At 65.6% G+C, this 23478-nt stretch carries 23 protein-coding genes; 10 read left to right on the forward strand and 13 right to left on the reverse strand.

Annotated features, from left to right (window positions below; translation table 11 throughout):
• Positions 1–10 precede the first annotated feature (10 nt).
• Genes FG486_RS04205 through FG486_RS04215 form a run of 3 tightly spaced genes read right to left on the reverse strand, consistent with a single transcriptional unit; the run spans position 11 to position 3120 of the window.
• Positions 11–934 (reverse strand): NAD(P)H-dependent flavin oxidoreductase, encoded by a 924-nt coding sequence (locus FG486_RS04205; protein ID WP_181266547.1) that lies wholly within the window; start codon positions 932–934, stop codon positions 11–13.
• Positions 935–2080, reverse strand: coding sequence for a thiolase family protein (locus tag FG486_RS04210; RefSeq protein WP_181266548.1), 1146 nt, complete (start codon positions 2078–2080; stop codon positions 935–937).
• Positions 2077–3120 (reverse strand): NAD(P)H-dependent amine dehydrogenase family protein, encoded by a 1044-nt coding sequence (locus FG486_RS04215; protein ID WP_181266549.1) that lies wholly within the window; start codon positions 3118–3120, stop codon positions 2077–2079. Before FG486_RS04215 ends, FG486_RS04210 begins: the two co-directional genes overlap by 4 nt.
• Positions 3121–3243: 123 nt before the next feature.
• Between FG486_RS04215 and FG486_RS04220 the strand changes: the two genes are divergently transcribed.
• A complete protein-coding gene (locus FG486_RS04220; RefSeq protein WP_181266550.1) occupies positions 3244–4947 on the forward strand; it encodes a class I adenylate-forming enzyme family protein in 1704 nt (567 codons plus the stop codon).
• On the opposite strand, the gene FG486_RS04225 is transcribed toward FG486_RS04220, so the two are convergent.
• Positions 4944–6446, reverse strand: coding sequence for a carotenoid oxygenase family protein (locus FG486_RS04225; protein WP_241695576.1), 1503 nt, complete (start codon positions 6444–6446; stop codon positions 4944–4946). The two genes, FG486_RS04220 and FG486_RS04225, sit on opposite strands and share 4 nt — an antisense overlap.
• A 130-nt stretch (positions 6447–6576) precedes the next feature.
• Here FG486_RS04225 and FG486_RS04230 point away from each other — a divergent pair, with 130 nt between their 5' ends.
• From FG486_RS04230 to FG486_RS04255, 6 genes are all read left to right on the forward strand, one after another.
• Positions 6577–7101 (forward strand): nuclear transport factor 2 family protein, encoded by a 525-nt coding sequence (locus FG486_RS04230; protein ID WP_181266551.1) that lies wholly within the window; start codon positions 6577–6579, stop codon positions 7099–7101.
• A 64-nt stretch (positions 7102–7165) separates the two neighbouring features.
• Complete coding sequence (locus FG486_RS04235) at positions 7166–8128, forward strand: winged helix-turn-helix transcriptional regulator (RefSeq protein ID WP_231750226.1); 963 nt, start codon at positions 7166–7168, stop codon at positions 8126–8128.
• Between the two features lie 219 nt (positions 8129–8347).
• Positions 8348–9241 (forward strand): SDR family NAD(P)-dependent oxidoreductase, encoded by an 894-nt coding sequence (locus tag FG486_RS04240; protein WP_181266552.1) that lies wholly within the window; start codon positions 8348–8350, stop codon positions 9239–9241.
• Positions 9242–9243: 2 nt separating this feature from the next.
• Positions 9244–9798 carry a nuclear transport factor 2 family protein gene (locus FG486_RS04245; RefSeq protein ID WP_181266553.1) on the forward strand — a complete coding sequence of 185 codons (555 nt, stop codon included), beginning with the start codon at positions 9244–9246 and terminating at the stop codon, positions 9796–9798.
• Positions 9795–10547: an SDR family oxidoreductase gene (locus FG486_RS04250; RefSeq protein ID WP_181266554.1), complete on the forward strand. Its 753-nt coding sequence runs from the start codon at positions 9795–9797 to the stop codon at positions 10545–10547. The genes FG486_RS04245 and FG486_RS04250 overlap by 4 nt, the downstream gene beginning before the upstream one ends.
• Before the next feature lies 1 nt (position 10548).
• A complete protein-coding gene (locus tag FG486_RS04255) occupies positions 10549–11076 on the forward strand; it encodes a nuclear transport factor 2 family protein (RefSeq protein ID WP_181266555.1) in 528 nt (175 codons plus the stop codon).
• A gap of 75 nt (positions 11077–11151) precedes the next feature.
• Here FG486_RS04255 and FG486_RS04260 read toward each other — a convergent pair whose 3' ends face one another.
• The 9 genes from FG486_RS04260 to FG486_RS04300 form a co-directional block, all read right to left on the reverse strand.
• Positions 11152–13494, reverse strand: a complete 2343-nt coding sequence (locus tag FG486_RS04260) for a TonB-dependent receptor (RefSeq protein WP_181266556.1) — start codon at positions 13492–13494, stop codon at positions 11152–11154.
• 173 nt (positions 13495–13667) lie between these two features.
• Positions 13668–14846: a 4-hydroxybenzoate 3-monooxygenase gene (pobA, locus tag FG486_RS04265; protein ID WP_181266557.1), complete on the reverse strand. Its 1179-nt coding sequence runs from the start codon at positions 14844–14846 to the stop codon at positions 13668–13670.
• On the reverse strand, positions 14843–15784 hold the full coding sequence (locus FG486_RS04270; protein WP_181266558.1) for a Gfo/Idh/MocA family oxidoreductase: 942 nt from the start codon (positions 15782–15784) through the stop codon (positions 14843–14845). The genes pobA and FG486_RS04270 overlap by 4 nt, the downstream gene beginning before the upstream one ends.
• A gap of 42 nt (positions 15785–15826) precedes the next feature.
• Positions 15827–16222 carry a hypothetical protein gene (locus tag FG486_RS04275; protein WP_031318647.1) on the reverse strand — a complete coding sequence of 132 codons (396 nt, stop codon included), beginning with the start codon at positions 16220–16222 and terminating at the stop codon, positions 15827–15829.
• A gap of 74 nt (positions 16223–16296) precedes the next feature.
• Positions 16297–17136: a class III extradiol dioxygenase subunit beta gene (locus FG486_RS04280; RefSeq protein ID WP_181266559.1), complete on the reverse strand. Its 840-nt coding sequence runs from the start codon at positions 17134–17136 to the stop codon at positions 16297–16299.
• Entirely contained in the window at positions 17137–17544 is a 408-nt protein-coding gene (gene ligA, locus FG486_RS04285) for a protocatechuate 4,5-dioxygenase subunit alpha (RefSeq protein WP_181266560.1), read from the reverse strand.
• On the reverse strand, positions 17541–18566 hold the full coding sequence (locus FG486_RS04290) for an amidohydrolase family protein (RefSeq protein WP_181266561.1): 1026 nt from the start codon (positions 18564–18566) through the stop codon (positions 17541–17543). The genes ligA and FG486_RS04290 overlap by 4 nt, the downstream gene beginning before the upstream one ends.
• Positions 18563–19426, reverse strand: coding sequence for an NAD(P)-dependent oxidoreductase (locus FG486_RS04295; RefSeq protein ID WP_181266562.1), 864 nt, complete (start codon positions 19424–19426; stop codon positions 18563–18565). The genes FG486_RS04290 and FG486_RS04295 overlap by 4 nt, the downstream gene beginning before the upstream one ends.
• 63 nt (positions 19427–19489) lie before the next feature.
• Complete coding sequence (locus tag FG486_RS04300) at positions 19490–20686, reverse strand: LysR family transcriptional regulator (RefSeq protein ID WP_181266563.1); 1197 nt, start codon at positions 20684–20686, stop codon at positions 19490–19492.
• Between the two features lie 97 nt (positions 20687–20783).
• Here FG486_RS04300 and ligK point away from each other — a divergent pair, with 97 nt between their 5' ends.
• The 3 genes from ligK to FG486_RS04315 all read left to right on the forward strand — a co-directional run bounded on the left by ligK (position 20784) and on the right by FG486_RS04315 (position 23476).
• Positions 20784–21455: a 4-carboxy-4-hydroxy-2-oxoadipate aldolase/oxaloacetate decarboxylase gene (ligK, locus tag FG486_RS04305; protein WP_181266564.1), complete on the forward strand. Its 672-nt coding sequence runs from the start codon at positions 20784–20786 to the stop codon at positions 21453–21455.
• Between the two features lie 84 nt (positions 21456–21539).
• Entirely contained in the window at positions 21540–22592 is a 1053-nt protein-coding gene (locus FG486_RS04310) for a 4-oxalomesaconate tautomerase (protein ID WP_241695577.1), read from the forward strand.
• Positions 22589–23476 carry an amidohydrolase family protein gene (locus tag FG486_RS04315; protein WP_181266565.1) on the forward strand — a complete coding sequence of 296 codons (888 nt, stop codon included), beginning with the start codon at positions 22589–22591 and terminating at the stop codon, positions 23474–23476. The genes FG486_RS04310 and FG486_RS04315 overlap by 4 nt, the downstream gene beginning before the upstream one ends.
• The last annotated feature ends 2 nt before the right edge of the window (positions 23477–23478 follow it).

The raw sequence follows: 23478 nt of genomic DNA on the forward strand, positions 1-23478 counted from the left end.
CGGGTTTCGGTCAGCGCGCTCCGGCGCGCTGGCCCAGCCGCTCGGCGGCGGCGCGAAAGCCTGCCTCGATCTCGTTCACAATCGCGCTCACCGGCTCGACGCTGCGCACCGCGCCAACCCCCTGACCCGCCGCCCACAGGTCCTTCCACTTGGCGTGCGGGTCACCGCCATAATCGCGCGTGGCGGGCTTGCCGAGGTCCTTCGGATCATAGCCGCAGGCGACCAGCGAGGGGATAAGCCAGGACGCGGGCGTGCCGGTGATCGCCGGGCTGACCACCAGATCCTCGATATGGCTATCGACCACCATCTGCTTGTAGCCGGGCACCGCCATGCTCTCCTCCGCCGCGAGGAAGCGCGTGCCCATATAGACCAGGTCCGCCCCAGCGGCGATCGCGCCCGCCAGCGCCGCGCCATCGGCTATCCCGCCGCCGACGCAGATAATGCCGCCGAACTCGGCGCGCAAAGCGGTGATAAAGGCAAAGGGCGAGAGAAAGCCGGTATGCCCGCCCGCCCCGGCCGACACGCAGACCAGCCCGTCCGCACCCGCCGCCGCCGCCTTGCGCCCCAATGCCACCGAAATCACGTCCGCCAGCACGATGCCGCCATAGCCGTGCACCGTTTCCACCGCCGGGGCCGGACTACCGAGCGCCGTAATCACGATCGGCGGCTTGTGCTTGGCGATCAGCGCGAGGTCATCGGCGAGCCGCTGGTTGCTGCTGTGCGTGACGAGGTTCGCCGCCCATAGACCCGGCGAACCTTCCGTTTCTGCGGCGATGCGCGTCATCCAGGCATCGAGGTCCGCCGCCGTGCGGCAATTGGGAGTGGGAAAGGCCCCGACAATGCCGGATCGTGCCGCCGCGATCACCATCTCGGGGCCGGACACCAGAAACATCGGCGCGGCCACCACCGGCAGGCGCAGTTTGTCGATCAGCATTCAGATGCGCTCCACTATGGTTGCGACGCCCACGCCCTGCGCCCCGGTCGCGACGACCAGGCCGAGCGTGCCACCCGAGTCGGTCAGCGCGTCGATCAGGGTCGAGAGCAGCACGCCGCCGGTCGCCCCCATGGGATGCCCCTTGGCGACATGCCCGCCGCTGACATTGACCCGGTCCGGATCGGGCGCGCGGTCGCGCAGGAACTTGGCGTGGGTGACCGCGAAGGCCTCCATGAACTCGATCCGGTCCATGTCCGCGAGCGTTAGGCCCGCTTTGGCCAGCGCCTTGTCCATCGCGGCAAAACCGGCGGTCAGCGAATCCCAGGGATCGCCGCCGACCTCCTGATGCGCGACGATCCGCGCGATCGCGCCCTCGCGCGGGCCAATCAGCGCCAGCGCCGCGCCGTCGGTCATCGGCGGCGCATGCGCGACGGTGTGACGATGGTCGATCTGACGGTCGCGGAGCAGGCTGCGATAGGCCTCGGCCAGCGGCGGAAAGGCAGGCGGCAGGGATTGCAGCCGATCGAGCGTCATCGGCCGCACCGCCTCCTCGCGGTCGAGCCCGGCCACGGCGATGCGCGAGGCGATGAGGGCCGGCCTATCCTCGGCCGCAGCAGCACGCGCCTGCGATACCAAAGCGACCTGATCGAGCTCATCGCGGGTGATCCCCTCCTTCTCTGCGAGCAGATCGGCGGCGAGCGCGACCTGGATATAGCGCCGGTCGGGCGGCATGTCGGTCGCGGTATAATAATCGGCCTTGTCGGCCATGAAGGCGACCTTCGACAGCATCTCGACCCCGCCGCCGAGCGCCCATTGCGCCTGGCCCGAGGCGACCGCCGCCGCCGCCGCACCCACCGCCGACAGGCCCGAGGCGCAGAAATTGTTGAGCGTGTGCACCGCGACGCCATCAGGCAACTCGGCCTTGAGCTTGGCTATCAGCGCGATATGCCCGCCCTGCGCGCCGACCTGGCCGACACAGCCCAGCGTCATCCGCTCGGCGCGCCCGCGCGGATCGTGCCCCCGCGCCTCCATCGCATCGACCAGATGCGCGACGAGCCCGTGCGGCGTTTCCCCGGCGAGCCCGCCATCGGGCCGCGCCTTGCCGCGAGGGGTGCGCAATGCAATGTGGAGATAGGGCTCGCTCATGGGCAAGCCCTCCACGCGCTGGGCGGCTGAAAGGCGAACAGGCCGGGCGGCGCGGCGATCACGGCGGGGATGGCGTTGATCGCCACCGCCACCGTCGCATCGGTGAGCGCGCGCGACGGCGGAGCGTTGGGATCGGATTCGGTAATGTCCATGGTCAGATGGATATTGGGCCGCCCCTCGATCCGCACGTCCCAATGCCCGCGCCCGCCTTCGTGCAAGCCCGGATCGGCGGTCCACAGGATCGACAGGGTGAAGCGCGCGCCGCACGCATAATGCGCGGTCCAGCGCCATTCGGTCGCGGCAACCGTGCCCTTGGGGATGGTCCCCGCCGGAATGACGATATCCGCCGGGGCGAGCGTGAGCTGGTGATCTGGTTCGATTCGCTCAACCGATGTACCCATCTGGTACCCGGCAAATACCAGCACTTCGGAGAACAGCGCGCGATACAGCTCTGCCAGCGGCCCGGTGCGGATGTCACGCACCGCAGGATCGCTGCCCAGCCCCATCAGCTCGAAGACGAAGGCCGCGCTCGCCATGGCCGAGGCGTCAACGGTCTCGCTGACCCGGATATGCTCGATCTCGACCGACATCGCGGTGGCCGCGAGCGCGATCCGCTCGACGATCATGCCGGGGCTGACCCCCACGCCTGCCAGCGTCGCCCCGCCCTCGATCGCGGCGCGATGCAGCCGCTCGGCATAGTCCGGCCCCTGCGCGGCGGGCCAGTGAAAACCGGCGGTCGAAATGACATTCTTGCCCGATCGCAGCAGCGCCTCGACATCGGGGACCAGCGCGTCATAGGGCAAGGTGATGCGCGGGGTGTGGATCACGACATCGGCCTTGGTCGCCAGCGTCTGTGTCAGGTCGTGCGTCGCCAGCACCCCGGTCAGCGGTCGCCGCGCGATCTCGCCCGCGTCCTTGCCCGCCTTGGCTTCGGAATAGACATGCACGCCTGCCAGCGTGAGCGCGGGATCGTCGATGATCCGGCGCAGCGCCGTGCGTCCCATCGCGCCGGTGGCCCATTGAATGACACTGCAGGTCATGCCCGCCCTCCCCTTCTGCCGTCTCTTCTGGAAGCCGAATAATCGCACTCCGCGCCGCAGCTCTGGCTTGCCTTGGGCTTAGGTATCTTTATGAAAGTTGTAAAGCACAGACAGGAGAGAGCGATGTTTCTGACCCCGGCCGAGAGGATTGCGGACTTTGAGGCACGCGGCTGGTGGGAGGGGAAAAGCGTCGATGCGCTGTTCCGCCAGGCGGTGACCGAACGCGGCGATGCGCTCGCGCTGGTCGATCCGCTCAACCGCGAGACGCTCGATGGATGCGCGCCCGAGCGGCTGAGCTGGACCGAACTCGACGCCCGGGTCGATGCCATGGCCGCCGCGCTGATCGCCCTCGGGCTGAAGCGCGACGACGTGATTGGCGCGCAGTTGCCAAACACCGTCGATGCGGTGATCCTGTTCCTCGCGGTCGCGCGGCTGGGGCTGATCATCAGCCCGATCGTGATGCAGTATCGCGAGCATGAGCTCGGCCATATCCTGTCGCTCACCGATGCCCGCGCCTTCGTCACCGTGCCCGCATTCCATGGTCACGATTATGCGGCGATGGCGGCGGGGCTGATCGCCCAACGCCCCGGGATGATGCTGCTGACCATGGGCGCAGCGGCGCACGGCACCGACCTCAAGGCCCTGGCCGCCAGTGCAGATCCGGCCCGCGTCGCCGACTGGTGCGCCACGCAACCGGTCGCGGGGGGCGAAGTGCTGACCATCTGCTGGACCTCGGGCACCGAGGCGCGGCCCAAGGGCGTGCCGCGCGATCACAACCACTGGCTGCTCAACGCCAAGGTGGTGGTCTGGGGCACCGGCATGCAGCCGGGCGATGTGCTGCTCAACCCCTTCCCGCTGGTCAATATCGCCTCGATCGGCGGGCTGATGCTGCCCTGGATTGAGGTGCGCGGCACGATGGTGCTTCACCATCCGTTCGACCTGGCTGTGTTCCTGAAGCAGATTGCGGCGGAGCGCGTGACCTATACCATCGCCCCGCCGGCGGTGCTCACCGCCTTGCTCAAGCAGCCGCAGATCACCGCCTCGGTGGACCTTTCGTCGCTGCGCGCGATCGGCAGCGGATCGGCCCCGCTCACCCCTTGGCTGATCGAGGGCTGGGCCGACAGCCATGGCATCGAGATCTGCAACATCTTCGGCTCGAACGAGGGCATGGCTTTGATGTCCTCCCCCGGCGACGTGCCCGACCGCGCCGAGCGCGCGCATTATTTCCCTCGCTTCGGCGCAGAGGGGGTGGAATGGGACAGCCCGGTCCACGCCGTCCTTCGCACCCGACTGGTCGATCCCGATACGGGCACGATCATCACCGAACCCGGCCAGCCCGGCGAGATGCATATCGCCGGGGGCACGGTCATCTCGGGCTATTGGCGCTCGCCCGAGCTCAATGCCGCGAGCTTCGACGGCGAATGGTTCCGCACTGGCGACCTGTTCGAGATCGCGGGCACCGGTACGCTCTCGCGCTTCTACCGCTTTGTCGGGCGATCGAAGGAGATCATCGTGCGCGGCGGGGTGAATATCTCGCCGGCGGAGATCGACGAGCTGCTGGTCAGCCTGCCGAACGTGCGCGAGGCGGCGAGCGTGGGTATTCCCGACAACGACCTTGGCGAGAGGATTGCGGTCGCGGTGGTCGTCGACGAGGGCGTGACCCCGCCCGATATCGCTGCGCTCGGCGCGCATCTGGCAGCGGCCGGGGTTGCCGTGTTCAAGCGGCCCGAGCGGATGGTGGTGCTGCCCGCGCTGCCGCGCAATGCGATGAACAAGGTGGTGCGCGCCGATCTGCGCGCGGCGGTTCTGGCGGCGCTAGGGGGTTAGGCCGCCGCCGCCATCAGCCGTTCGCGCCGCGCGGCCTTGTCGCGTTCCAGCACTTCGCGCTCGACCCAGTGCGAGTGCGTGCCGCTGCTGATCTTGTGCGGCAGCGCGATGCGACAGATGGGGCCATCGGCAAAGCGCTTGCAGTCGATGATGATGCACTCGGACGTGCCCTGGTTCTCGTCGATCACGAAGCTCACCAGATAGCCGTCATCCTCGTCCTCGGCGCCGACGCGCGGGGCGAAGGGCGCTTCGGAAGCATAGCGCCCCTCGGGCAGCGTTATCGTGGTCGATTCACCCGTTTCCAGGTCGTGCTTGACGAAACCGTTGAACAGGAACCAGCCGGGCTTGGTCGTGGTCGAATAGGCATAGCGATAGGGCTGCGCCAGATAGCGCTGGTTGATCATGCCGAATTCGACCAGCTGATCGCCCAGCGACTGCTCGCGCGTCTCGCCGGTGCGAAGGTTGAAGCGCCAGCGGTGCAGCGTGGGGCGGAAGCTGTTCTCGTCGATATGCGCCATCATCGCGCCCAGCCCGCCATCGTGCGGCAGCGGATCGGGCGTGGGATTGTTCTGGAAATAGCCGTCGAGCACCACCTCGTCGCCCTCTTCCCAGGCGTTCAGCCAGTGCAGCACATAGGTCGGCGCGGCATCGAACCAGCGGATGTCTGATGGATCGTTGCGGTTCACCAGCGCGAAGCGCGAGGGCAGATCGTGCAGCCGCACCGCATGAATGTTGTGCTCGAGCAGCCCCTCGTCCCAGAAGACCGGGAAATCGTTGAGGATCGCCCAGTTCTCGCTGAACGCCATGTCGTGCGGCAGGCGCGGCCCTGGCAACGGCACCGGGCTGTAATTCTTCAGCCGCCCTTCGGCATCGACCACGCCGTAATGCATGTAGGGCGCATGCTTGGAATAATTGAAGAACAAGAGCTCGCCGGTGCGGTCGTCGACCTTGGGATGCGCCGAGATGCCGTCGATCGGCACCCACGGCGCGGGTCCCAGCTGCTCGAGCGTTTCGGGGTCCATCACATAGCCTTCGCCGCACTGGTAGAAGGTGGCGATCGCCTGGCCCGCATGGACGATGATGTCGGTCGAGGCGCTGTCCTTCAGGCTGCCATGCGCGCCGAAACCGGGGCGGCGCGACAGGCTGGGCTTGTCCTGCAGGCCGCCCCAGAGCGATCCGCCCGCCTCCTGCTCCGCCTGGAAGCAGCGCGAGCGGACGAAACGGTTGCGATAATGCGCCTTGCCGCGGCGGAAATCGATCTGGTGGATCATGCCGTCGCCATCGAACGGGTGATATCTGCCCAGCGGCTGGTGAATCTGGTTCTCGGTATTGCGCAGATAAATGCCGTCGAGATCCTCCGGGATCGCGCCCTCGATCACCTCGAGGTCATAAGCGTTGACCTCTTCATATTGCGGGGTCCATGCACCGGTCAGATAGGGGTGGTTGCTCGGCTGAAGCGTGCTGCGGATTGCGGGCAGCCGCTCGATTGTCATGGCCATGTCCTCGCCTCTTCCCTGGCTTTTTCGATCCTGTTGCTTCGGATAGCAGAATGGTCTGGTTACGCAAGTCTCTTTGCGATACACCGTGCGTGCAGGCCGGGATCACCGGCCGCATCAACCGGAGGATGCCATGAATCGATTTCGTTCCGCCGCGATGGCGCTGACTGTTGCCGCTGGCCTGATGCTGCCGGGCGCGGCGCTGGCCGAGACCGCCCCGGCACCCGCCGCCCCCAAACAGGAGAGCTCAATGACCGACCCCAAGATTGCCGTAGTCGAAAAGATGATCGACGCCTGGAACCGCCGCGACTGGAAGCTGGTGGGCGATCTGTTCGCCGAGGATGGCGTGCTGCATTCGATGATGATCGAGCCGGTCAACGGTCGCCCCGCGATCGCCGAGCGGATCAACGCGCTGGGTGCGGGCATCGAGAGCATCACGCTGCACATTCACAATATCGGCCGCATCGGCGATGTCGTCGTGATCGAGCGCACCGACGAGTTCGTGTACAAGGGCCATCACGGCAAGGTGCCCGTGGTCGGCATTCTCGAGGTCGAGGGCGATCATGTGAAGGTCTGGCGCGAATATTACGACCGCGCCGAGCTGCTGCGCGAAATGGGCATCGGCGAAGAATTTCACAAACCTGCCGCGGCGCATTGAATAACAAGGGCATGCCGGAGCGAAAGGCTCGACGTATCGCTCCGGCGTGCTTATTGTGGCGGGCGTGACTGTTGAACCACAACTCATTCGTACCTGCTCGATCTGGCGGGCGCTGGAAGTGGTGGGCGATGCGCCCACGGTGCTGGTGATCGAGGCGATCTGGCTGGGCACCCGGCGCTTCGATGCGCTGCGCAAGCGCACCGGACTGCTGAAAGCCCTGCTCAGCGACCGGCTCAAGCGGCTGATCGCCAATGGCATGATCGAGAAATGCCCCAGCAGCGACGGCGGCAACCGGCACGAATATGTGCTGACGCAAAAGGGCCGCGATCTCTACTGGACTTCGCTGATGCTGCTGCGCTGGGAACAGCGCTGGGGCGCAGGCCGCACGAAGTTGAAGGTCGAGCTGACGCACAAGAGCTGCGGCCATGTGTTCGAGCCCGAGCCTGCATGCAAGGCGTGCAACCAGACGATCGATGCGACGCAGATGGAATGGGAACCCGGCCCCGGCGTTGGCATGATGGAGCCGGTCTATTCGCGCCGCCGCCAGCAGCGCGAGACCACCGAAAGCGCGGCCACGCTGTTCGACGAGGCCGCGCGGATCATGGGCGACCGCTGGGCGAGCCTGATCATGCGGTCGATCTTCACCAACATCAACCGGTTCGACGACATCCGCCGCGACACCGCGATCGCCACCAACATCCTCGCCGAACGGCTGGCCTGGCTGACCTCGATCGGGGTGATCCGGCAGGAGCAATATATCGAGAGCCCGCCACGCTTCGAGTATCGCCTCCGCCGCAAGGGCGTCGATTACTATCCCGCGCTGCTGATGCTGATGATGTGGGGCGACAAGTATTTCTGCTCGCCCAACGGCCCCCCGGTGCTGCTCACCCACCGCAATTGCGGCCATAGGCTCGAACCCCAGGTGGTCTGCTCACACTGCCGCCAGCCGCTCGAGGCGCATGATGTCGACTTCCGCCTCATCGAGGTGGCCGGGGCGGAGGACGAGAGGCAGCCGGTTTCGGCCTGACACCGCTGCTCTGGCATGACGCAATTCACCGTCACCCCCGCGAAGGCGGGGGTCCCGCTATTTCGGATAGGGTGAAGGAAGCGGGATTCCCGCGTTCGCGGGAATGACGAAAGCGCGCCGCGATGGGGTGAGCCACGACAACCCTGGCCGCACCCGCAATTATCACTTTCATTATCATACCAAACTGGTTAGCCTCTTCTCAGCGGGAGAGAGAAAGCCATGGATTCCAGCGTCGAGCGCGCGGTCATCGTCACGGGTGCGGGCAAGGGCCTGGGCGCCGCCTTTGCCAAGGCATTGGCATCCGAAGGCACGGCGGTGCTGGTCAACAACCGGCTGCGCAAGGGCCAGCCTGACAGCGCCGGAGCGGTCGCGGACGCGATCCGGGCGAATGGCGGAAGGGCCACCGCGAACTATCAGGACATTGCCGCCCCCGGCGCGGCCCAGGCGCTCGTCAAGGCCGCGCTCGAGGCGTTCGGGCGGATCGATGCCATCGTGTTCAATGCCGGGATTATCGGCCCGGCGGCCAAGCTGCCCGATATGGACATGACGGCGCTTGGCGAGGTGCTGAACACCAATTTCCTCGCCCAGGTCGCGCTCGCCCAGGCCGCGCTGCCGCATCTGCTGCAGAGCCCCGCCGGGCGGATGGTGTTCGTCTCGTCGTCGGCCGGGCTGCACGGCGTGCGCGGGCGCATCCCCTATGCTGCATCCAAGGGCGCATTGAACGCCATGGCGCTGACGCTGGCCGACGAACTGAAGCGCACGGCGGTCAGGGTGAACGTGCTGTGCCCCTATGCGTCCACCCCGATGACCGCGCAGGATGGCGTCGCGGGCGATCCGCGGCTCGACCCGGCTTATGCGGCAGGAATGGCCGCCTATCTCGCGAGCGAGGCGTGCAGCGTCAACGGCCAGATCTTCCTCGCCGGTGGCCGCCGCTATCGCCGCGCGCGGATGGTCGAGGGGCGCGGCGCATCCGCCCCCGATGACAGCAGCGCCTGGGTCGCCGAGCATCTCGACCCGATCGCCTCAATGGACGGCGCACGCGAATTTCCGGGCGCCGAAAGCGCCTTTGCCGATCTTTATGCAACCATAGACACAAGCCATATCGGAGGATGAGGATGCGATTGACCGTGGAACAACTGCTCGACCGGCAGGAGATAGAGGACATATTGATCGGCTATGCGCGCGGGGCCGACCGCGCCGATGTCGACCTGATCCGCGCCGCCTATCATCCCGATGCGATCGAGGATCATGGCGGGGTCTATGTCGGCCCCGCCTCCGACTATGTCGCGCTGATGGCGAAGATCCTGCCCACCGCGCCGCTGATGTCGCACCTGTGCACCAACATTTCGGTCGAGTTTCTCGACGCCGATCTGGCGGTCACCGAATGCTACTTCCTCACCTTCTCGCGCCGCGAGGCGGAGAGCGGATCGTTCGACAGCCTGACCATGGCGCGCTGCGTCGACCGGTTCGAGCGACGCGACGGCGCATGGAAGATCGCGCATCGCCGCCTCGCCTGGGAATGGAACCATGAAATGCCGATCAACGAGACCTGGGGTCGCGGCATGATCATCCCGGATATGGGCAAGGCGGTGCGCGGCGCGAAAAAGCCCGACGACATTCTCTACGGCGCATGGGCGCGCCAGCGCAGCGGCGAGGAGATCGCAGCATGAAGATCGAGGGATGCACCGCCATCGTCACCGGGGCCAATCGCGGTATCGGCTTCGGCTTTGTGGAGGAACTGCTCGCCCAAGGCGCGGCGCGGGTCTATCTCGCCTCGCGCCAGCTGGCCGATGCCGAGGAAGCCGCGCGCAGCACCGGGGATACCCGCGCCCTGCCGATCCAGCTCGACGTCACCAAGCATGACGAGGTCGCAGCGGCGGCCGCGCGCTGCACCGATGTCGATCTGGTCGTCAACAATGCCGGGGCCTTCCACCGCCAGACGCTGCTCGAGGCCGAGGACATGAGCTTCGCGCGCAATGAGATGGACACCAACTATTTCGGGATGCTGGCGATGGTCCGCGCGTTTGCGCCGATCCTCAAGGCCAATGGCGGCGGTGCCATTGTCAACGTACTGTCGGCGGGCGGCATCTGCGCGGTGCCCAACATGGGCGGCTACAGCCCCAGCAAGTTTGCCGCGCGCGCCGCAAGCGACTGCCTGCGCGCCGAGCTGGAACCGCAGGGCACGCATGTTGCCGCGCTGATCGTAGGCTCGGTCGACACCCGCATGGCCGAGCATGTCACCTGGCAGGCCAAGTCGAGCCCGCGCGACATCGGCAAGGCCGGCCTGATGGCCGCCGCGCGCAAGGTCGACGAGCTCGATACCGACCCGCATGCCGAATCCGTCCGCGCCTTCCTGGCGCGCGATCCGTACACATTGAAGCGCTCGATGGCCAAGGCGCTGCACGACGGGAGGCGCTGACATGAAATATGCCAACACGCTGGAGACGATGCTCGCCAAGCAGGACATTGCCGACTGCCTTGCCCGCTATGCGCGCGGGGTCGATCGCGCCGATGCCGACATGCTGCACAGCTGCTATTTCGACGACAGCATCGAGGAGCATGGCAGCACCTATTCGGGCCCGGCGCGCGCCTATATCGACGGCGCGATCGAGCGGATGCAGGGCGGCGACGTGATGGGACATTACTTGTGCAACCTGCATGTCGAATTCGAGAGCGACAGCCTCGCTTACGCCGAATGCTATGTCCTCACCTTCGCACGCTTCAGCAAGGCGGGCGAGAAATGGGACACGCTGACCGGCGGGCGCATCGTCGACCGGTTCGAGAAGCGCGACGGCGAATGGCGCATCGCGCACCGCAAGATCACGCTCGACTGGAACCGCGACATGCCGATGGCGGAGGGCTGGTGTCTGGGCATGTTCAAGCCCGAGGACCCGCGCATGCATATCGGCGAGAAGGGCAAGGGCGACCTGAGCTACAGCCGCTTCTGAACGGATTCATCCCAGCACAACAAAAAGGGCAGCCGGACCGCACCGGCTGCCCTTTTCTTTGCCTCGATCAGGCTTTCAGAACTTGACCGAGACCTCTGCGCCGTATTGGCGGGGGGCGCCCAGACGGCTGACTTCATCGCCGAAGAACGCAATGATGTTGGTGCGATAGAGCGTGTTGGTGAGGTTGCGACCCCAGAGCGAGAAGGTGATGTTGCCATTGCCCGGGGTGAACGACACGCGGCTGCCCAGCTGGCCATAGCCGCCTTCGCGCTGCAGATTGTCGGGTGCCCAGAACAACCGCGCCTGGTGGCTGTAATTGACGTTGAAGCGCAGCGAATCCGACCAGTCGCCGATATCGGTCACGAAATCCGCCGCGACATTCCACTGCGCCTTGGGCGTGCGCTGCAGGAAGTTGCCCGAATTGTCGTTGCCGAGCGAATCGATGAAGGCGATGTACTTGGTATCGAGCAGCGTCAGCCCGCCCGACAGTGTCAGGCCCGTCGCCACCGCCACGGTTGCTTCGGCCTCGATACCCTGGATCTTGGCGTCCGCTGCATTGTCGGTGATGTTGCACAGGCACGCTGCAGAGGTCTGGGTGACCTGCAGGTTCTTGTACTTCATGTCGAACACCGCGACGTTGAGCCGCAGCCTGCGATCGAACAGGTCGAGCTTGCCGCCAAGTTCGAAGCTGGTCACCGTTTCGGGGTCATAGCTGGAAACCGCTGCTGCCGCATTGGCCGGATCGTCCTCGAAGCCGCCGCCCTTGTAGCCGGTCGAGAAGGTGCCGTAGAACAGCATGTCGTCATTGGGCTTGAACTCGATGGTCGCCTGCGGCGTGATCTCGCTCCAGCTGTCCGAATAGCGCGCGGTGAAGCTCTGGCCCTCGCGGAAGGTGCCGGCGAGCGGGGTCAGCGCGACCTGATCGTTCGGGTTGAACTTGTCGCCGCCTTCGGTCGCCGTGCCGGTCACGATGCCGCCCTTGCGGTCGCGCGAGTAGCGGATACCCGCAACGATGCGCAGCTTCGGCGAGAAGCGATAGCCAAGCTGCCCGAAGAAAGCGTAGCTCTCGTTCGTCGCGCGGTTGTCCCAGCGGCTTTCGCCCGACAGCGTGGTCAGCACGGTCAGCGGCACCTCGGCCCAGAAGCGGTCGAGCTTGCGCACCTTGTCATGCTGGTAATAGGCACCGAAAATCCAGTCGAAGCCGCGATCGGACTGTTCTTCGGAGACCACGCGCAGTTCCTGGCTGAACTGGCGGATGTCCTCGTCCTCGTTCACCGGGAAGGTGAACAGCGTCGGCGAGATGACACCGAAGCCGTTATCGGGGCCGATGCCGGTCTGATCATAGACGTTGAACGCCTCGCCCTTGCGATAGCCGGTGATCGACGACAATGTGCCGAAGCCGCCCAGCCCCTGGTCCATGCGCAGCGACAAGCCCCACGCCTCGCGGTTGAGCTGCTGCGGCGTATCGGCAGTGTCGCCCTTGTAGCGCGGCCATTCGGGCAGGCCCTCGCGCAGCTTGAGCGGGCGGCCCCGGATGGTGCCGATGGCAGCGCGCGCCGCGCTCCACGGGCCCGAACCTGCCGCAGGGCCATCGATCGCGACCGAATGGAAGCCGTTGGAATTGTCCTTGGTGTAATCGAACACCAGCCGCGCGGTGAAATCGCTGTCGTCGGGCTCGACCATCAGCTGACCGCGGAACTGGATGCTGTCGACATCGTCCAGGTCGACATCGTGCAGCAGATCCTGGTTGAAGCCATCGCGGTTGCGATACTGGAAGCTCAAGCGTCCGGTCAGCGGACCGCTGATCGTGCCGGTAATGTGTCCGCGCGCCAGCTTCTCGTTGTAATTGCCATAGGACACGGCGAGCGATCCGCCAGTATCCGCCTCGGGCCGCGCGCTGTAGATGCTGATCGCGCCGCCGACGACGTTGCGGCCGAGCAGCACGCCCTGCGGCCCACGCACCACCTCGACCCGCTCGATATCGTACATGTCGAAGTTGAACAGGCCCGAGCGGCCGACATAGACGTCATCGACGAAGATGCCGATCGACTGGTCCGCCGAAGGGCTGTCGAGCCGGGTGTTGGTGATGCCGCGGATGTTGAATTCCTGGTCGATCGGCGACAGCGCGGTGAAGCTGAGCGATGTCGCCTGCCCGGCCAGATCCTCGAAGCTGAGGATGCGGGCGGTCTCGATCGATTCCGCGCTGAACGCCGAGATGGCCGCCGAGGTATCCTGCACCGTCGAATCGCGCCGCTGCGCGGTCACGACGATATCGGCAATCTGCGGCCCTTGGGAATCCTGCTCGCCTGCATCCTGCGCGCTGGCGGGCGTGGCGACCGCTGCCATCAGCGCCAGGCCGATCGCGGTCATCGAAAAACGGTTGAATCGGCAACGCGCAACAAGATTGTGCTTCAGCATCAATCAGTTCCTCCCCTCAATGCCAGCGCTTGTCGCCGGTCACTTGCAATACTAGACCTATGATAAAGGTTCGTCAATGCAAGTTACTGTTGCCGTTACGGGAACATGGCAAAACGCCCGGCCAGCAGGGCTGACCGGGCGCGGGGAACAGGCAAAATGGGGCTATCAACCCATCAGACGGGCAGCCCGACATAATTTTCGGCAATCGCGGTCTGCATCGCGGGTGACCGGGAGAGGTAATCCATCTCCGCCACCTGCATCTGCCGTTCGAACGCGTTCTGGTCGGGAAAGCTGTGCATCAGCTTGGTCAGCGACCAGCTGAATCGCTCCGACTTCCAGATGCGCGCCAGCGCCCGGTCGCAATAGCCCAGCAGCGCGTTTTCGTCCTTGCGCCGGTAATGCGCGATCAGCGCATCGGAAAGATAGAGCACGTCGGACGCGGCCAGGTTCAGCCCCTTGGCGCCGGTGGGCGGCACGATATGCGCCGCGTCGCCCGCGAGGAACAGGCGGCCATAATGCATCGTCTCGAACACATAAGAGCGCAGCGGCGCGATCGACATTTCCAGCGCCGGGCCGCGCGTCACGCCATGCTGCGAGATAGTGTTGAAGCGCAGCTCCAGCTCGTCCCACAGCCGGTCCTCGGGCCAGTCCTCGATCTTCTCGGTCAGTGGCACCTGGATGTAATAGCGGCTGCGCGTCGGCGAGCGCATCGAGGCGAGCGCAAATCCGCGCGGGCCGTTGGCATAGATCAGCTCGTCATGGCAGGGCGGCACATCGGCGAGGATGCCCAGCCAGCCGAACGGATATTCGTGCATGTATTCGCGCGCCAGATGCTGCGGGATCGCGCGGCGCGACGGGCCGTGAAAGCCGTCGCAACCCGCGATGAAATCGCACTCGAGCGTCGCCGGCACGCCATCCTTGGTGTAGGTCACCTTGGGATGCGCGCTGTCGACCCCGTGCAGCGCAAGATCGGCCGCCTCGAACACGATCTCGAGCTCGCGCTGCGGCGCGGCGGCGATCAGGTCGCGGGTCAGCTCGGTCTGGCCGTAGACGACGACGGTCTTTCCGGTCAGCGCCTTGATGTCGATGCGGACCATCTGGTCCCCATCGGCGAGGTTGAAGCCGTCCTCGACCATGGCCTCGCGGTTCATCCGTTCGTCCAGCCCCAGCCGGTGCATGAGGTCGGTGGTCACCGTCTCGAGCACCCCTGCGCGGATGCGGCTCTGGACATGATCGCGGCTCGCGCGTTCGAGCAACACGCAATCGATGCCTTCCGCCTTGAGCAGATGGCCGAGCAGCAGCCCGGCGGGGCCCGATCCGATGATCGCGACCTGGGTGCGGCGCGCGGTCATGCCAGCAACTGCTGTTCGAGTTCGCCCAGCACGCGGTAGCAATCGAGCACCTGTGCGACCGAGCTGTTTGGCTCGCGGCCTTCGCGGATGGCGGCGATGAATTCACGGTCCTGCAGTTCGATGCCGTTCATCGAGACATCCACCTGGCTGACGTCGATCGGCTCTTCCTTGCCGTTCACGAGGTCATCATAGCGCGCGATATAGGTCGCGCTGTCGCCGATATAACGGAAGAAGGTGCCGAGCGGGCCGTCATTGTTGAAGCTCAACGACAGGGTGCAGATCGCGCCGCTCTCGCTCTTGAGCTGGATCGACATGTCCATCGCGATGCCGAGCTCGGGATGATGCGGGCCTTCGAGCACATTCGCCTTGACGATGCGGCCTGCCTGATAGGCGAACAGATCGACCGTGTGCGCGGCATGGTGCCACAGCAGATGGTCGGTCCAGCTGCGCGGCTCGCCCTTGGCATTCATGTTCTTGCGGCGGAAGAAATAGGTCTGCACGTCCATCTGCTGGACGTTGAACTCGCCCGCCTTGATGCGGTTGTGGACATATTGATGGCTGGGATTGAACCGCCGGGTATGGCCGACCATGCAGACCAGGCCGGTTTCCTTCTGCTTTTCGAGCACCGCCTGGCTGTCCGCCCAGCTGTCTGCCAGCGGGATCTCGACCTGCACGTGCTTGCCTGCATTCATGCACGCGATCGCCTGAGCGGCATGCATCTGCGTCGGGGTGCAGAGAATCACCGCATCGACATCGTCGCGCGCCAGCGCCTCGTCGAGCTCGGTCGTGGCGTGGATTGCGCCATATTTCTGCGCCACTGCCTCGGCCTGTTCGAGGCGGCGGCTGACGATCGAGACGATCTCGACCCCATCGATCAGCTTCAAACCATCCAGATGCTTTTCGCCGAACGCTCCGGCGCCGGCAAGGGCAATACGCATGAGACACTCCTGTTCATCAATGCGGTGCCCTGATCGAGCACCTCAAACGGCAATTTTCCAATCCACCTCATATCGTTCGATCAGGTCCTGCATCACCGTCTTGAATTCGATGAAACAGTCGTGAACCCGGTCAAAGGACGCCATGAAATCGGGACCGTCGAGCACCAGAGTTTCGATCGGGTGCAGTTCCTGATGTCTGGCGAGCTTGGCCCGGCAAACCTCGACCGTGGCCTTGAGCACCCGGGCATCCCGCCTGTTCAATCCAAGATCATGGTTTGCCAAATTAACCATCTCGGTTATGCATAAACCGAGCTGCCGACGATATGATGCGTAGCTCTTCTTCCAGTCCTCCGGCTGGTTTTCGACAATAGACCTGAGCTCAAGAGCCAGACGGTCCAGTTCCTTTAGTACAGCTGTCAACACGATATGCTGTGACATGACGCTCTCCTCGCCTTTCGGCACAATGGGGACTTGCCCATGAAGAAGCGTCAATTACAGACATTGAGAAATCCCTAATCTGGGGCCAATACGATATGGCCGATGGCGGTGTTGCTGCAGGGCACGTGATAATGGCGGTGCAGCGTCTTCACGCGCTGGCCCAGCGCACCGCGCATGATCAGCCACATCACCATCTCGATGCCCTCCGATCCGGTTTCGCGCAGATATTCGATATGCGGGATATGGCGGACGGCATCATCGTTCGCCTCCAGCAGGTCGAGAAAGCGGTTGTCCCATTCGGGATTGATCAGGCCCGCGCGCGCACCCTGAAGCTGGTGGCTCATCCCGCCGGTGCCCCAGATCTGCACGTTGAGGTCTTGCGGAAAGCTTTCGACCGCGCGCGCGATCGCCTCGCCCAGCGCCCAGCAGCGGTTGCCCGATGGCGGTGGATAGGTGACGACATTGACCGCGAGCGGAATGACCGTGGTCGGCCATTGCTCACACGTGCCGAACATCATGCTCAACGGCACGGTCAGGCCGTGGTCGACATCCATCTCGTTGATGATCGTCATGTCGAATTCGTCGAGGATCAGGCTCTGTGCAATATGCCAGGCGAGATCGGGATGGCCGATGACATCGGGCACCTTGCGCGGACCCCAGCCTTCGTCCGCCGGCGCATAGCGCTCGCCGCAGCCGATCGCGAAGGTCGGGATGAACTTCATGTCGAAGGCGGATGCATGGTCGTTATAGACCAGGATCACAACATCAGGCTTTTCCTGCTTCTCCCATTCGCGGGTCCAGTCGTACCCGGCGAAGATCGGGCCGAAATAATCGTCGCGCTCCTTGCCCTGGTCGTGCGCCACGCCGAGCAGCGGCACATGGCTGCTGCCCACACCTGCGGTTATCCGGGCCATCTATCGTCCCTCCCTGATCGAACGAACGCCTTCGGGTGAGCGGCCGCCGTCGAGCATCATCTGGCGATATTCGGGCCAGCTCATGTCGGTCATGGTGCTGACCGCCTCGGCAAAGGCGATACCGTCGGTGGAAAACAGCTTGGACAGGAAATAGATGTTCCCGCCCATGTCGAGCAGCGCATTGTAATCGCGCGCCAGCACCGCGAGCTTGGCCTCCTCGCTGATCGCCCATTCGTCCAGATAGGCGCGCTCGTCGGCCTTGAAGCGCTCGCGGTTCTCGGGCTTCATCAGGCTCATCGCGAACTGGTTGAGGTGATAGCCCTGCCGCGCGCGCTTGGCCGTGAACACGCGGGTGCCGGGAATGTCCTCGAACTCGGCGAGATAGGCGTGGATGTCGGTATGGGTCACAGTCCACGCTCCTTGAGCAGGGCATCGAGCCGGGGGAAGACGCGGCGGGCATTGCCCTCGAAGATCATGTGCCGCTCGGCATCGCTGATCTCCAGCGCGTCGACATAGCGCTTGGTATCGTCGAAATAATGGCCCGTGGTGGGGTCGATGCCGCGCACCGCGCCGACCATCTCGCTGCCGAACAGGATGTTCTTATTGTCGATCACATCGGCGAGCAGATCGATGCCCGGCTGGTGGTAGACGCAGGTATCGAAGAAGATGTTGTTCATCAGATGCGTGTCGAGCGCGGGCTTCTTGAGCATGTCGGCCAGCCCCCGATAGCGCCCCCAGTGATAGGGCACCGCGCCGCCGCCATGCGGGATGATGAAGCGCAGGGTCGGGAAATCGGCGAACAGGTCGCCCTCCAGCAGCTGCATGAACGCGATGGTGTCCGCCGCAATGTAATAGCCGCCGGTGGCGTGCATCGCAGGGTTGCAGCTGCCCGAAACGTGGATCATCGCCGGAACGTCCAGCTCGACCATCTTCTCGTAAAACGGGTACCAGTAGCGGTCGGTCAGCGGCGGATGCTGGAAATGGCCGCCGCCGGGATCGGGATTGAGGTTGCAACCGATAAAGCCGAGTTCGGTGACGCAGCGTTCGAGCTCCTCGATCGAGCCTGCCATGTCCGCCTTGGGGCTTTGCGGCAGCATGCACACGCCGACAAAGGTTTCGGGGAACAGGCCGACGACGCGCGCGATCAGGTCGTTGCAGCGCCGCGCCCATTCGCGCGCCACCGCCTCGTCACCGACATGCGGCGCCATGGCCGAGGCGCGCGGCGAGAAGATCGTCAGGTCCGCACCGCGCTCCCTGATCAGGCGCAGCTGGTTCGCCTCGATCGTCTCGCGGATCTCATCGTCGGAAATCTCGGGATAGGGCGGACAGACCGTCCCCGCCTTGAACGCGGCCTTCTGCTCCTCGCGCCAGGCGTCATGCGCCTTGGGCAGGACCGTGTAATGGCCGTGGCAATCGATGATCAGGGTCATGCGCTTCTCTTGAGCTGAGGAATGTCGAGGGCGGCGAGCTTGGCCTGCAGGCCATCGGGCGGAGCGATGCGCAGCGTGCCGATGTCGCGCTGGCGCTGGATCGTGCCGCGCGTCATGACGGGGTCGACGCCGAGGTCCGCCAGCGTCGCGGCAACCTCTTCCATCTCGGCGGCGCGGCGCAGCCCGTGCGCCATCATCCGGTCGAGATTGTAATCGAACCGCTCTGCCCAGCTTTGCGGCTTCCAGCTGGCGTCGAGCGAGGCGGTGACGGCATCGAGCACGCCCGCCTGCGCCGCCGCGAGCGCACATTCCGCAGAGAGCGCCTCGAGCCCCTTGACCATCACCGAGCGGACCATCTTGATCGCGCTCGCCTGGCCGGTCGCGTCTCCGGCGATGGAGACATGCGCAAAACCCAGCGCCTGCAGCGCCTCGGCAGCGTCGGCGGCATGCGGGCCGGAAACCAGCAGCGGCACGTTGCGGCGCTGCGGCAGCACGGGAGCCATCACCGCGACATCCGCATAGCGGCCGCCCGCCGCCTCGATCGTCGTCGCGGCCTCGGCCTTGCTGGCGGGCGCGACGCTATTCATGTCGAGCCAGAGCGCGCCGGGGCGCAGCATCGGCGCATAATCGCGCGCCGCCACCACGGCCTGGTCTGCCGTGACCAGGCACAGCACGATCTCTGCCTTGGCGAGCGCGGTGGCGACATCCTCCTCGCCATGCACCCCCGCCTCGGCATAGGCGGCGAGCATCGCGCCGCGTTCGGCCAGCAGGTCGGTCTTGCGATCGAAGGCGCGCGCGCCGGGCCAGGCAAAGGCCCTGCCCGCTTCGCCAAAGCCGATAAAGGTTGCGTCCAGCGTCATGCCAGCGGCCTAGGCGATGGCGCGCCCGCACCACCAATCCAATTGCACCCCGGCTTATTGATTTTAGTGAAGTCTGGTTTCGCTTGAGGCGAGATGGATGAGGTCCACCAGCCGCTGCTGGGCCTGGGTCGGTCGCCAGCCGCGCCGCGTGGTGAGGCCGATGGTGCGCACGCTGCCGGGCAGATCGACATCGATCCGCACCAGCATCTGCAGCTCGAGCTCCACCGAAATCTGGTCGGGCGAGAGCAGCGTCAGCAGGTCGCTCTGCATGATGAGCCCGCGGATCACCATCACCGATCCGCATTCGACCGGCACCGGCGGCGGATCGCCCGCGAACAGCGCCTGCCAGTGCGCGCGCAAAGGCGTGCCCTGCGGCCCGACCACCCAGGACTGCGCCTGCAATTCTGCCAGCTCGACCCGCCGCCCGGCGAGCGGATGGCCCTTGCGCGCGAACACTGCGAGCCGGTCGGTGAACAGCGGCACCTGTTCGACATCGGACGGGGGCGTGTCGCGGAGCGCGCCGATGGTCACATCGATGACGCCATCGAGCAGCGGATCGATCAGCTCGCGCCAAGAGCCCTCGATCACATCGACGACCGTGCCAGGGCAATCATCCAGAAAACGCGCGATCGCGCGCGGCACGACGAGCGCGCGGCTGAGCGGCATCGCGCCGATGGCGATGCGGGTGGCCGGATGCGCCTCGCCCAGCGCTTCAGCGATTCCCGCGGCAAGCTCGCCCGAGGCGAGGCGAACGCCGCGCGCCATCGCCCGGCCTGCCGGGGTCAGCGCCATGCCGCGTCCGCGCCGCTCGGCCAGCACCTGCCCGCTGATCTGCTCGAGCTCGCGCACCGCACGGTGGATGCCGGGTTGCGAAAGCCCGCTCGCCAGCGCGGCGCCGGCAAAGCCCTGCGCATCGGCAAAATGCAGGAACGCCTGAAGCTGCGTCGCAGTCATCAGCTGCTCGGGGCGCGAAAAGCCGCGCGTTCCCGCCCTGCCCTGCCGCCGGACCGCAGCGGCCAGATGCACGAACGCCCGCTCGACGCGTTCGGAAAGCGCCTCGCCTGCCAATGTCGGCTCGACCCCGCCCGAATGGCGGTCAAACAGCAGCACGCCCAGTTGCCGCTCGAGCTTGGCCATGCCCTGGGTCAGCGCCGGTTGCGACAGCCCCGCCGCCTCGGCCGCACGGTTGAGGCTGCGCAGCGCAACGACGCTGACCAGCGCGCGCAGATGGCGGAGGTTGAGGTCGAAGGGCCGGATCATGAATGCAACACATAGCAAAAACTTATTACCCGTCCACAATCTGGATTGGCATGAGACAGGCGCGCGGGGCCACGGCAGCAGCACAAGGAGCATCGCCATGGGAATTGTTGTCCAGAATATCGAACGCACCGATCTTGCGGTGGTGGATGGGCTTGGGAGCGCAGGCGTCGCGACCGTGCACGAGGCGCAGGGCCGGATCGGCCTGCTGGCGCACCATATGCGGCCCATCTATTCCGGCGCACGGATCGCGGGCAATGCGGTGACCATCTCGGCGCCGCCGGGCGACAACTGGATGATCCATGTCGCGATCGAGCAGTTGCAGCCCGGCGACATCCTGGTGCTCGCGCCAACCAGCCCGTGCGTCGACGGCTATTTCGGCGACCTGCTGGCGACGAGTGCGATGGCGCGCGGCTGCCGCGGGCTGGTGATCGATGCCGGCGTGCGCGACGTGCGCGACCTGACGCAGATGGGCTTTCCGGTCTGGTCCAAGGCGGTGTTCGCGCAAGGCACGGTCAAGAACACGCTGGGCAGCGTCAACGTGCCGATCGTCTGCGCCGGTGCCGCGATCGATCCGGGCGATGTGATCGTCGCCGATGACGACGGCGTGTGCGTGGTCAAGCGCGCCGATGCCGCGGCGGTGCTGGAAAAGGCGCAGGAGCGCGAGGCCGCCGAGGAAGCCAAGCGCCAGCGGCTGGCAGCAGGCGAGCTGGGGCTCGACATCTACAACATGCGGCCGCGCCTCGCCGAAATGGGCCTGAAATATGTGTGAGCCCGCCCATTCAGGAAAAGTAGGAACCGGTTTTCCGCCCGGAATGGGCGGCAACGAACGCGCTCCCCTGAAAGGAACGGGCTCATGAGCGGCATTCGCTGCATGTGGATGCGCGGGGGCACGTCCAAGGGGGGCTATTTCCTCAAGGACGACCTGCCCGCCGACACGGCGGAGCGCGATGCGTTTCTGCTGCGCGTCATGGGATCGCCCGATCCCCGCCAGATCGACGGCATGGGCGGTGCGGACCCGCTGACCAGCAAGGTCGCGGTGGTGCGCAGATCGGATCGCCCCGGCGTCGATGTCGATTATCTGTTCCTGCAAGTGTTCGTCGACCAGGCGATCGTCACCGATGCGCAGAATTGTGGCAATATCCTGGCCGGTGTCGGCCCCTTCGCGATCGAGCGCGGGCTGGTCGAGCCGAGCGGCGATGTCACCCGCGTCGCCATCTTCATGGAGAATACCGGCCAGGTCGCCGTCGCCAGCGTCGCCACCCCCGGCGGCACGGTGCGCTATGACGGCGATGCCGTGATCAGCGGCGTGCCCGGCACCGCCGCGCCCATTCCGCTCGCCTTTCGCGATACCGCTGGCTCGTCCTGCGGCGCGCTGCTGCCCACCGGAAACGGCGTCGACGAGATCGATGGCGTCGCGGTGACGATGATCGACAACGGCATGCCCTGCGTCGTCATCGCCGCCGAGGATATGGGCATCACCGGCTATGAGGACCGCGACACGCTCGATGCCGATGATGCGATGAAGACAAAGGTCGAGGCGATCCGCCTCAAGGCCGGGCCGCTGATGAATCTCGGCGATGTATCGGCCAAATCGGTGCCCAAGATGATGCTCGTCGCTGCCCCGCGCGAAGGCGGTGCGATCGCGGTACGCTCGCTGATCCCGCACCGTGTCCATGCCTCGATCGGGGTGCTCGGCGCGGTCAGTGTGGCGACCGCCTGCCTGATTGAGGGATCGCCCGCGGCCAAGGTGGCTGCTGTCCCCGATGGACTGACCAAGACGCTGGGCGTCGAGCACCCGACCGGCGTCACCGAATGCGTCGTCACCGTCGACGAGAATGGCCAGCCGATCGAGGCGGGCATGCTGCGCACCGCGCGCAAGCTGATGGATGGAGAGGTTTTCGCATGAGCACCACCGACGCCGATGGCCGCATCCGCAGCTGGAACCTTGCGCCGAGCAAGCCGCGCTTCACCCCGCCGCCGGGCGCGGTCGATGCGCATTGCCATGTCTTCGGGCCGCAGGCGGAGTTCCCGTTCAGCCCCAAGGCCAAGTATCTGCCGCAGGATGCCGGACCCGACGCATTGTTCGCCTTGCGCGGTCATCTGGGCTTTGCCCGCAATGTCATCGTCCAGGCGAGCTGCCACGGGACGGACAACAGCGCGACATTGAACGGCATCGCCCGGTCGAACGGTCTGGCGCGCGGGGTCGCGGTGGTCGATCCGGCGATCTCGGACGCGGAGCTCGATGCGCTCCACGCAGGCGGGATTCGCGGGGTGCGGTTCAACTTCCTCAAGCGGCTGGTCGACGATGCGCCCAAGGACAAGTTCCTCGATGTCGCGCGGCGGATCGAGCGGCTCGGATGGCATGTCGTGGTCTATTTCGAGGCGGACATTCTCGAGGAATTGCAGCCCTTTCTCGCCGCGATCCCGGTGCCGATCGTGATCGACCATATGGGCCGTCCCGATGTCACCCAGGGGCCGGACGGCGCGGACATGACCGCGTTCCGCCGCCTGCTGGACAGCCGCGACGACATCTGGACCAAGGTCACCTGCGCCGACCGGCTCGACGCCGCAGGTCCGCCTTATGCCGATTTCGTCCGTTCGGTACGCCCACTGGTCGAGGCCTATCCCGACCGCGTGCTCTGGGGCACCGACTGGCCACACCCGAACATGGAAAAGGTGCTGCCCGATGACGGGCATCTGGTCGACACCATCCCCGAAATCGCGCCCACGGCAGAGCTGCAGCACAAGCTGCTCGTCGCCAATCCGATGCGGCTCTACTGGGCCGACTGAGG

The organism is Blastomonas ursincola (genome assembly GCF_013607875.1).
GTDB classification, from domain to species: domain Bacteria; phylum Pseudomonadota; class Alphaproteobacteria; order Sphingomonadales; family Sphingomonadaceae; genus Blastomonas; species Blastomonas ursincola.

Excerpts from the sequence above, each read along its gene's own strand:
- FG486_RS04225 (WP_241695576.1), bottom strand. The coding sequence starts at position 6,446 with ATGGCCATGACAATCGAGCGGCTGCCCGCAATCCGCAGCACGCTTCAG.
- FG486_RS04300 (WP_181266563.1), bottom strand. The coding sequence starts at position 20,686 with ATGATCCGGCCCTTCGACCTCAACCTCCGCCATCTGCGCGCGCTGGTC.
- pobA (WP_181266557.1), bottom strand. The coding sequence starts at position 14,846 with ATGACCGCGCGCCGCACCCAGGTCGCGATCATCGGATCGGGCCCCGCC.
- FG486_RS04260 (WP_181266556.1), bottom strand. The coding sequence starts at position 13,494 with ATGCTGAAGCACAATCTTGTTGCGCGTTGCCGATTCAACCGTTTTTCG.
- FG486_RS04205 (WP_181266547.1), bottom strand. The coding sequence starts at position 934 with ATGCTGATCGACAAACTGCGCCTGCCGGTGGTGGCCGCGCCGATGTTT.
- FG486_RS04255 (WP_181266555.1), top strand. The coding sequence starts at position 10,549 with ATGAAATATGCCAACACGCTGGAGACGATGCTCGCCAAGCAGGACATT.
- ligK (WP_181266564.1), top strand. The coding sequence starts at position 20,784 with ATGGGAATTGTTGTCCAGAATATCGAACGCACCGATCTTGCGGTGGTG.
- FG486_RS04245 (WP_181266553.1), top strand. The coding sequence starts at position 9,244 with ATGCGATTGACCGTGGAACAACTGCTCGACCGGCAGGAGATAGAGGAC.
- FG486_RS04275 (WP_031318647.1), bottom strand. The coding sequence starts at position 16,222 with ATGTCACAGCATATCGTGTTGACAGCTGTACTAAAGGAACTGGACCGT.
- FG486_RS04215 (WP_181266549.1), bottom strand. The coding sequence starts at position 3,120 with ATGACCTGCAGTGTCATTCAATGGGCCACCGGCGCGATGGGACGCACG.
- FG486_RS04240 (WP_181266552.1), top strand. The coding sequence starts at position 8,348 with ATGGATTCCAGCGTCGAGCGCGCGGTCATCGTCACGGGTGCGGGCAAG.
- FG486_RS04315 (WP_181266565.1), top strand. The coding sequence starts at position 22,589 with ATGAGCACCACCGACGCCGATGGCCGCATCCGCAGCTGGAACCTTGCG.
- FG486_RS04270 (WP_181266558.1), bottom strand. The coding sequence starts at position 15,784 with ATGCGTATTGCCCTTGCCGGCGCCGGAGCGTTCGGCGAAAAGCATCTG.
- FG486_RS04290 (WP_181266561.1), bottom strand. The coding sequence starts at position 18,566 with ATGACCCTGATCATCGATTGCCACGGCCATTACACGGTCCTGCCCAAG.
- FG486_RS04220 (WP_181266550.1), top strand. The coding sequence starts at position 3,244 with ATGTTTCTGACCCCGGCCGAGAGGATTGCGGACTTTGAGGCACGCGGC.
- FG486_RS04280 (WP_181266559.1), bottom strand. The coding sequence starts at position 17,136 with ATGGCCCGGATAACCGCAGGTGTGGGCAGCAGCCATGTGCCGCTGCTC.
- FG486_RS04310 (WP_241695577.1), top strand. The coding sequence starts at position 21,540 with ATGAGCGGCATTCGCTGCATGTGGATGCGCGGGGGCACGTCCAAGGGG.
- FG486_RS04230 (WP_181266551.1), top strand. The coding sequence starts at position 6,577 with ATGAATCGATTTCGTTCCGCCGCGATGGCGCTGACTGTTGCCGCTGGC.
- FG486_RS04295 (WP_181266562.1), bottom strand. The coding sequence starts at position 19,426 with ATGACGCTGGACGCAACCTTTATCGGCTTTGGCGAAGCGGGCAGGGCC.
- FG486_RS04210 (WP_181266548.1), bottom strand. The coding sequence starts at position 2,080 with ATGAGCGAGCCCTATCTCCACATTGCATTGCGCACCCCTCGCGGCAAG.
- FG486_RS04250 (WP_181266554.1), top strand. The coding sequence starts at position 9,795 with ATGAAGATCGAGGGATGCACCGCCATCGTCACCGGGGCCAATCGCGGT.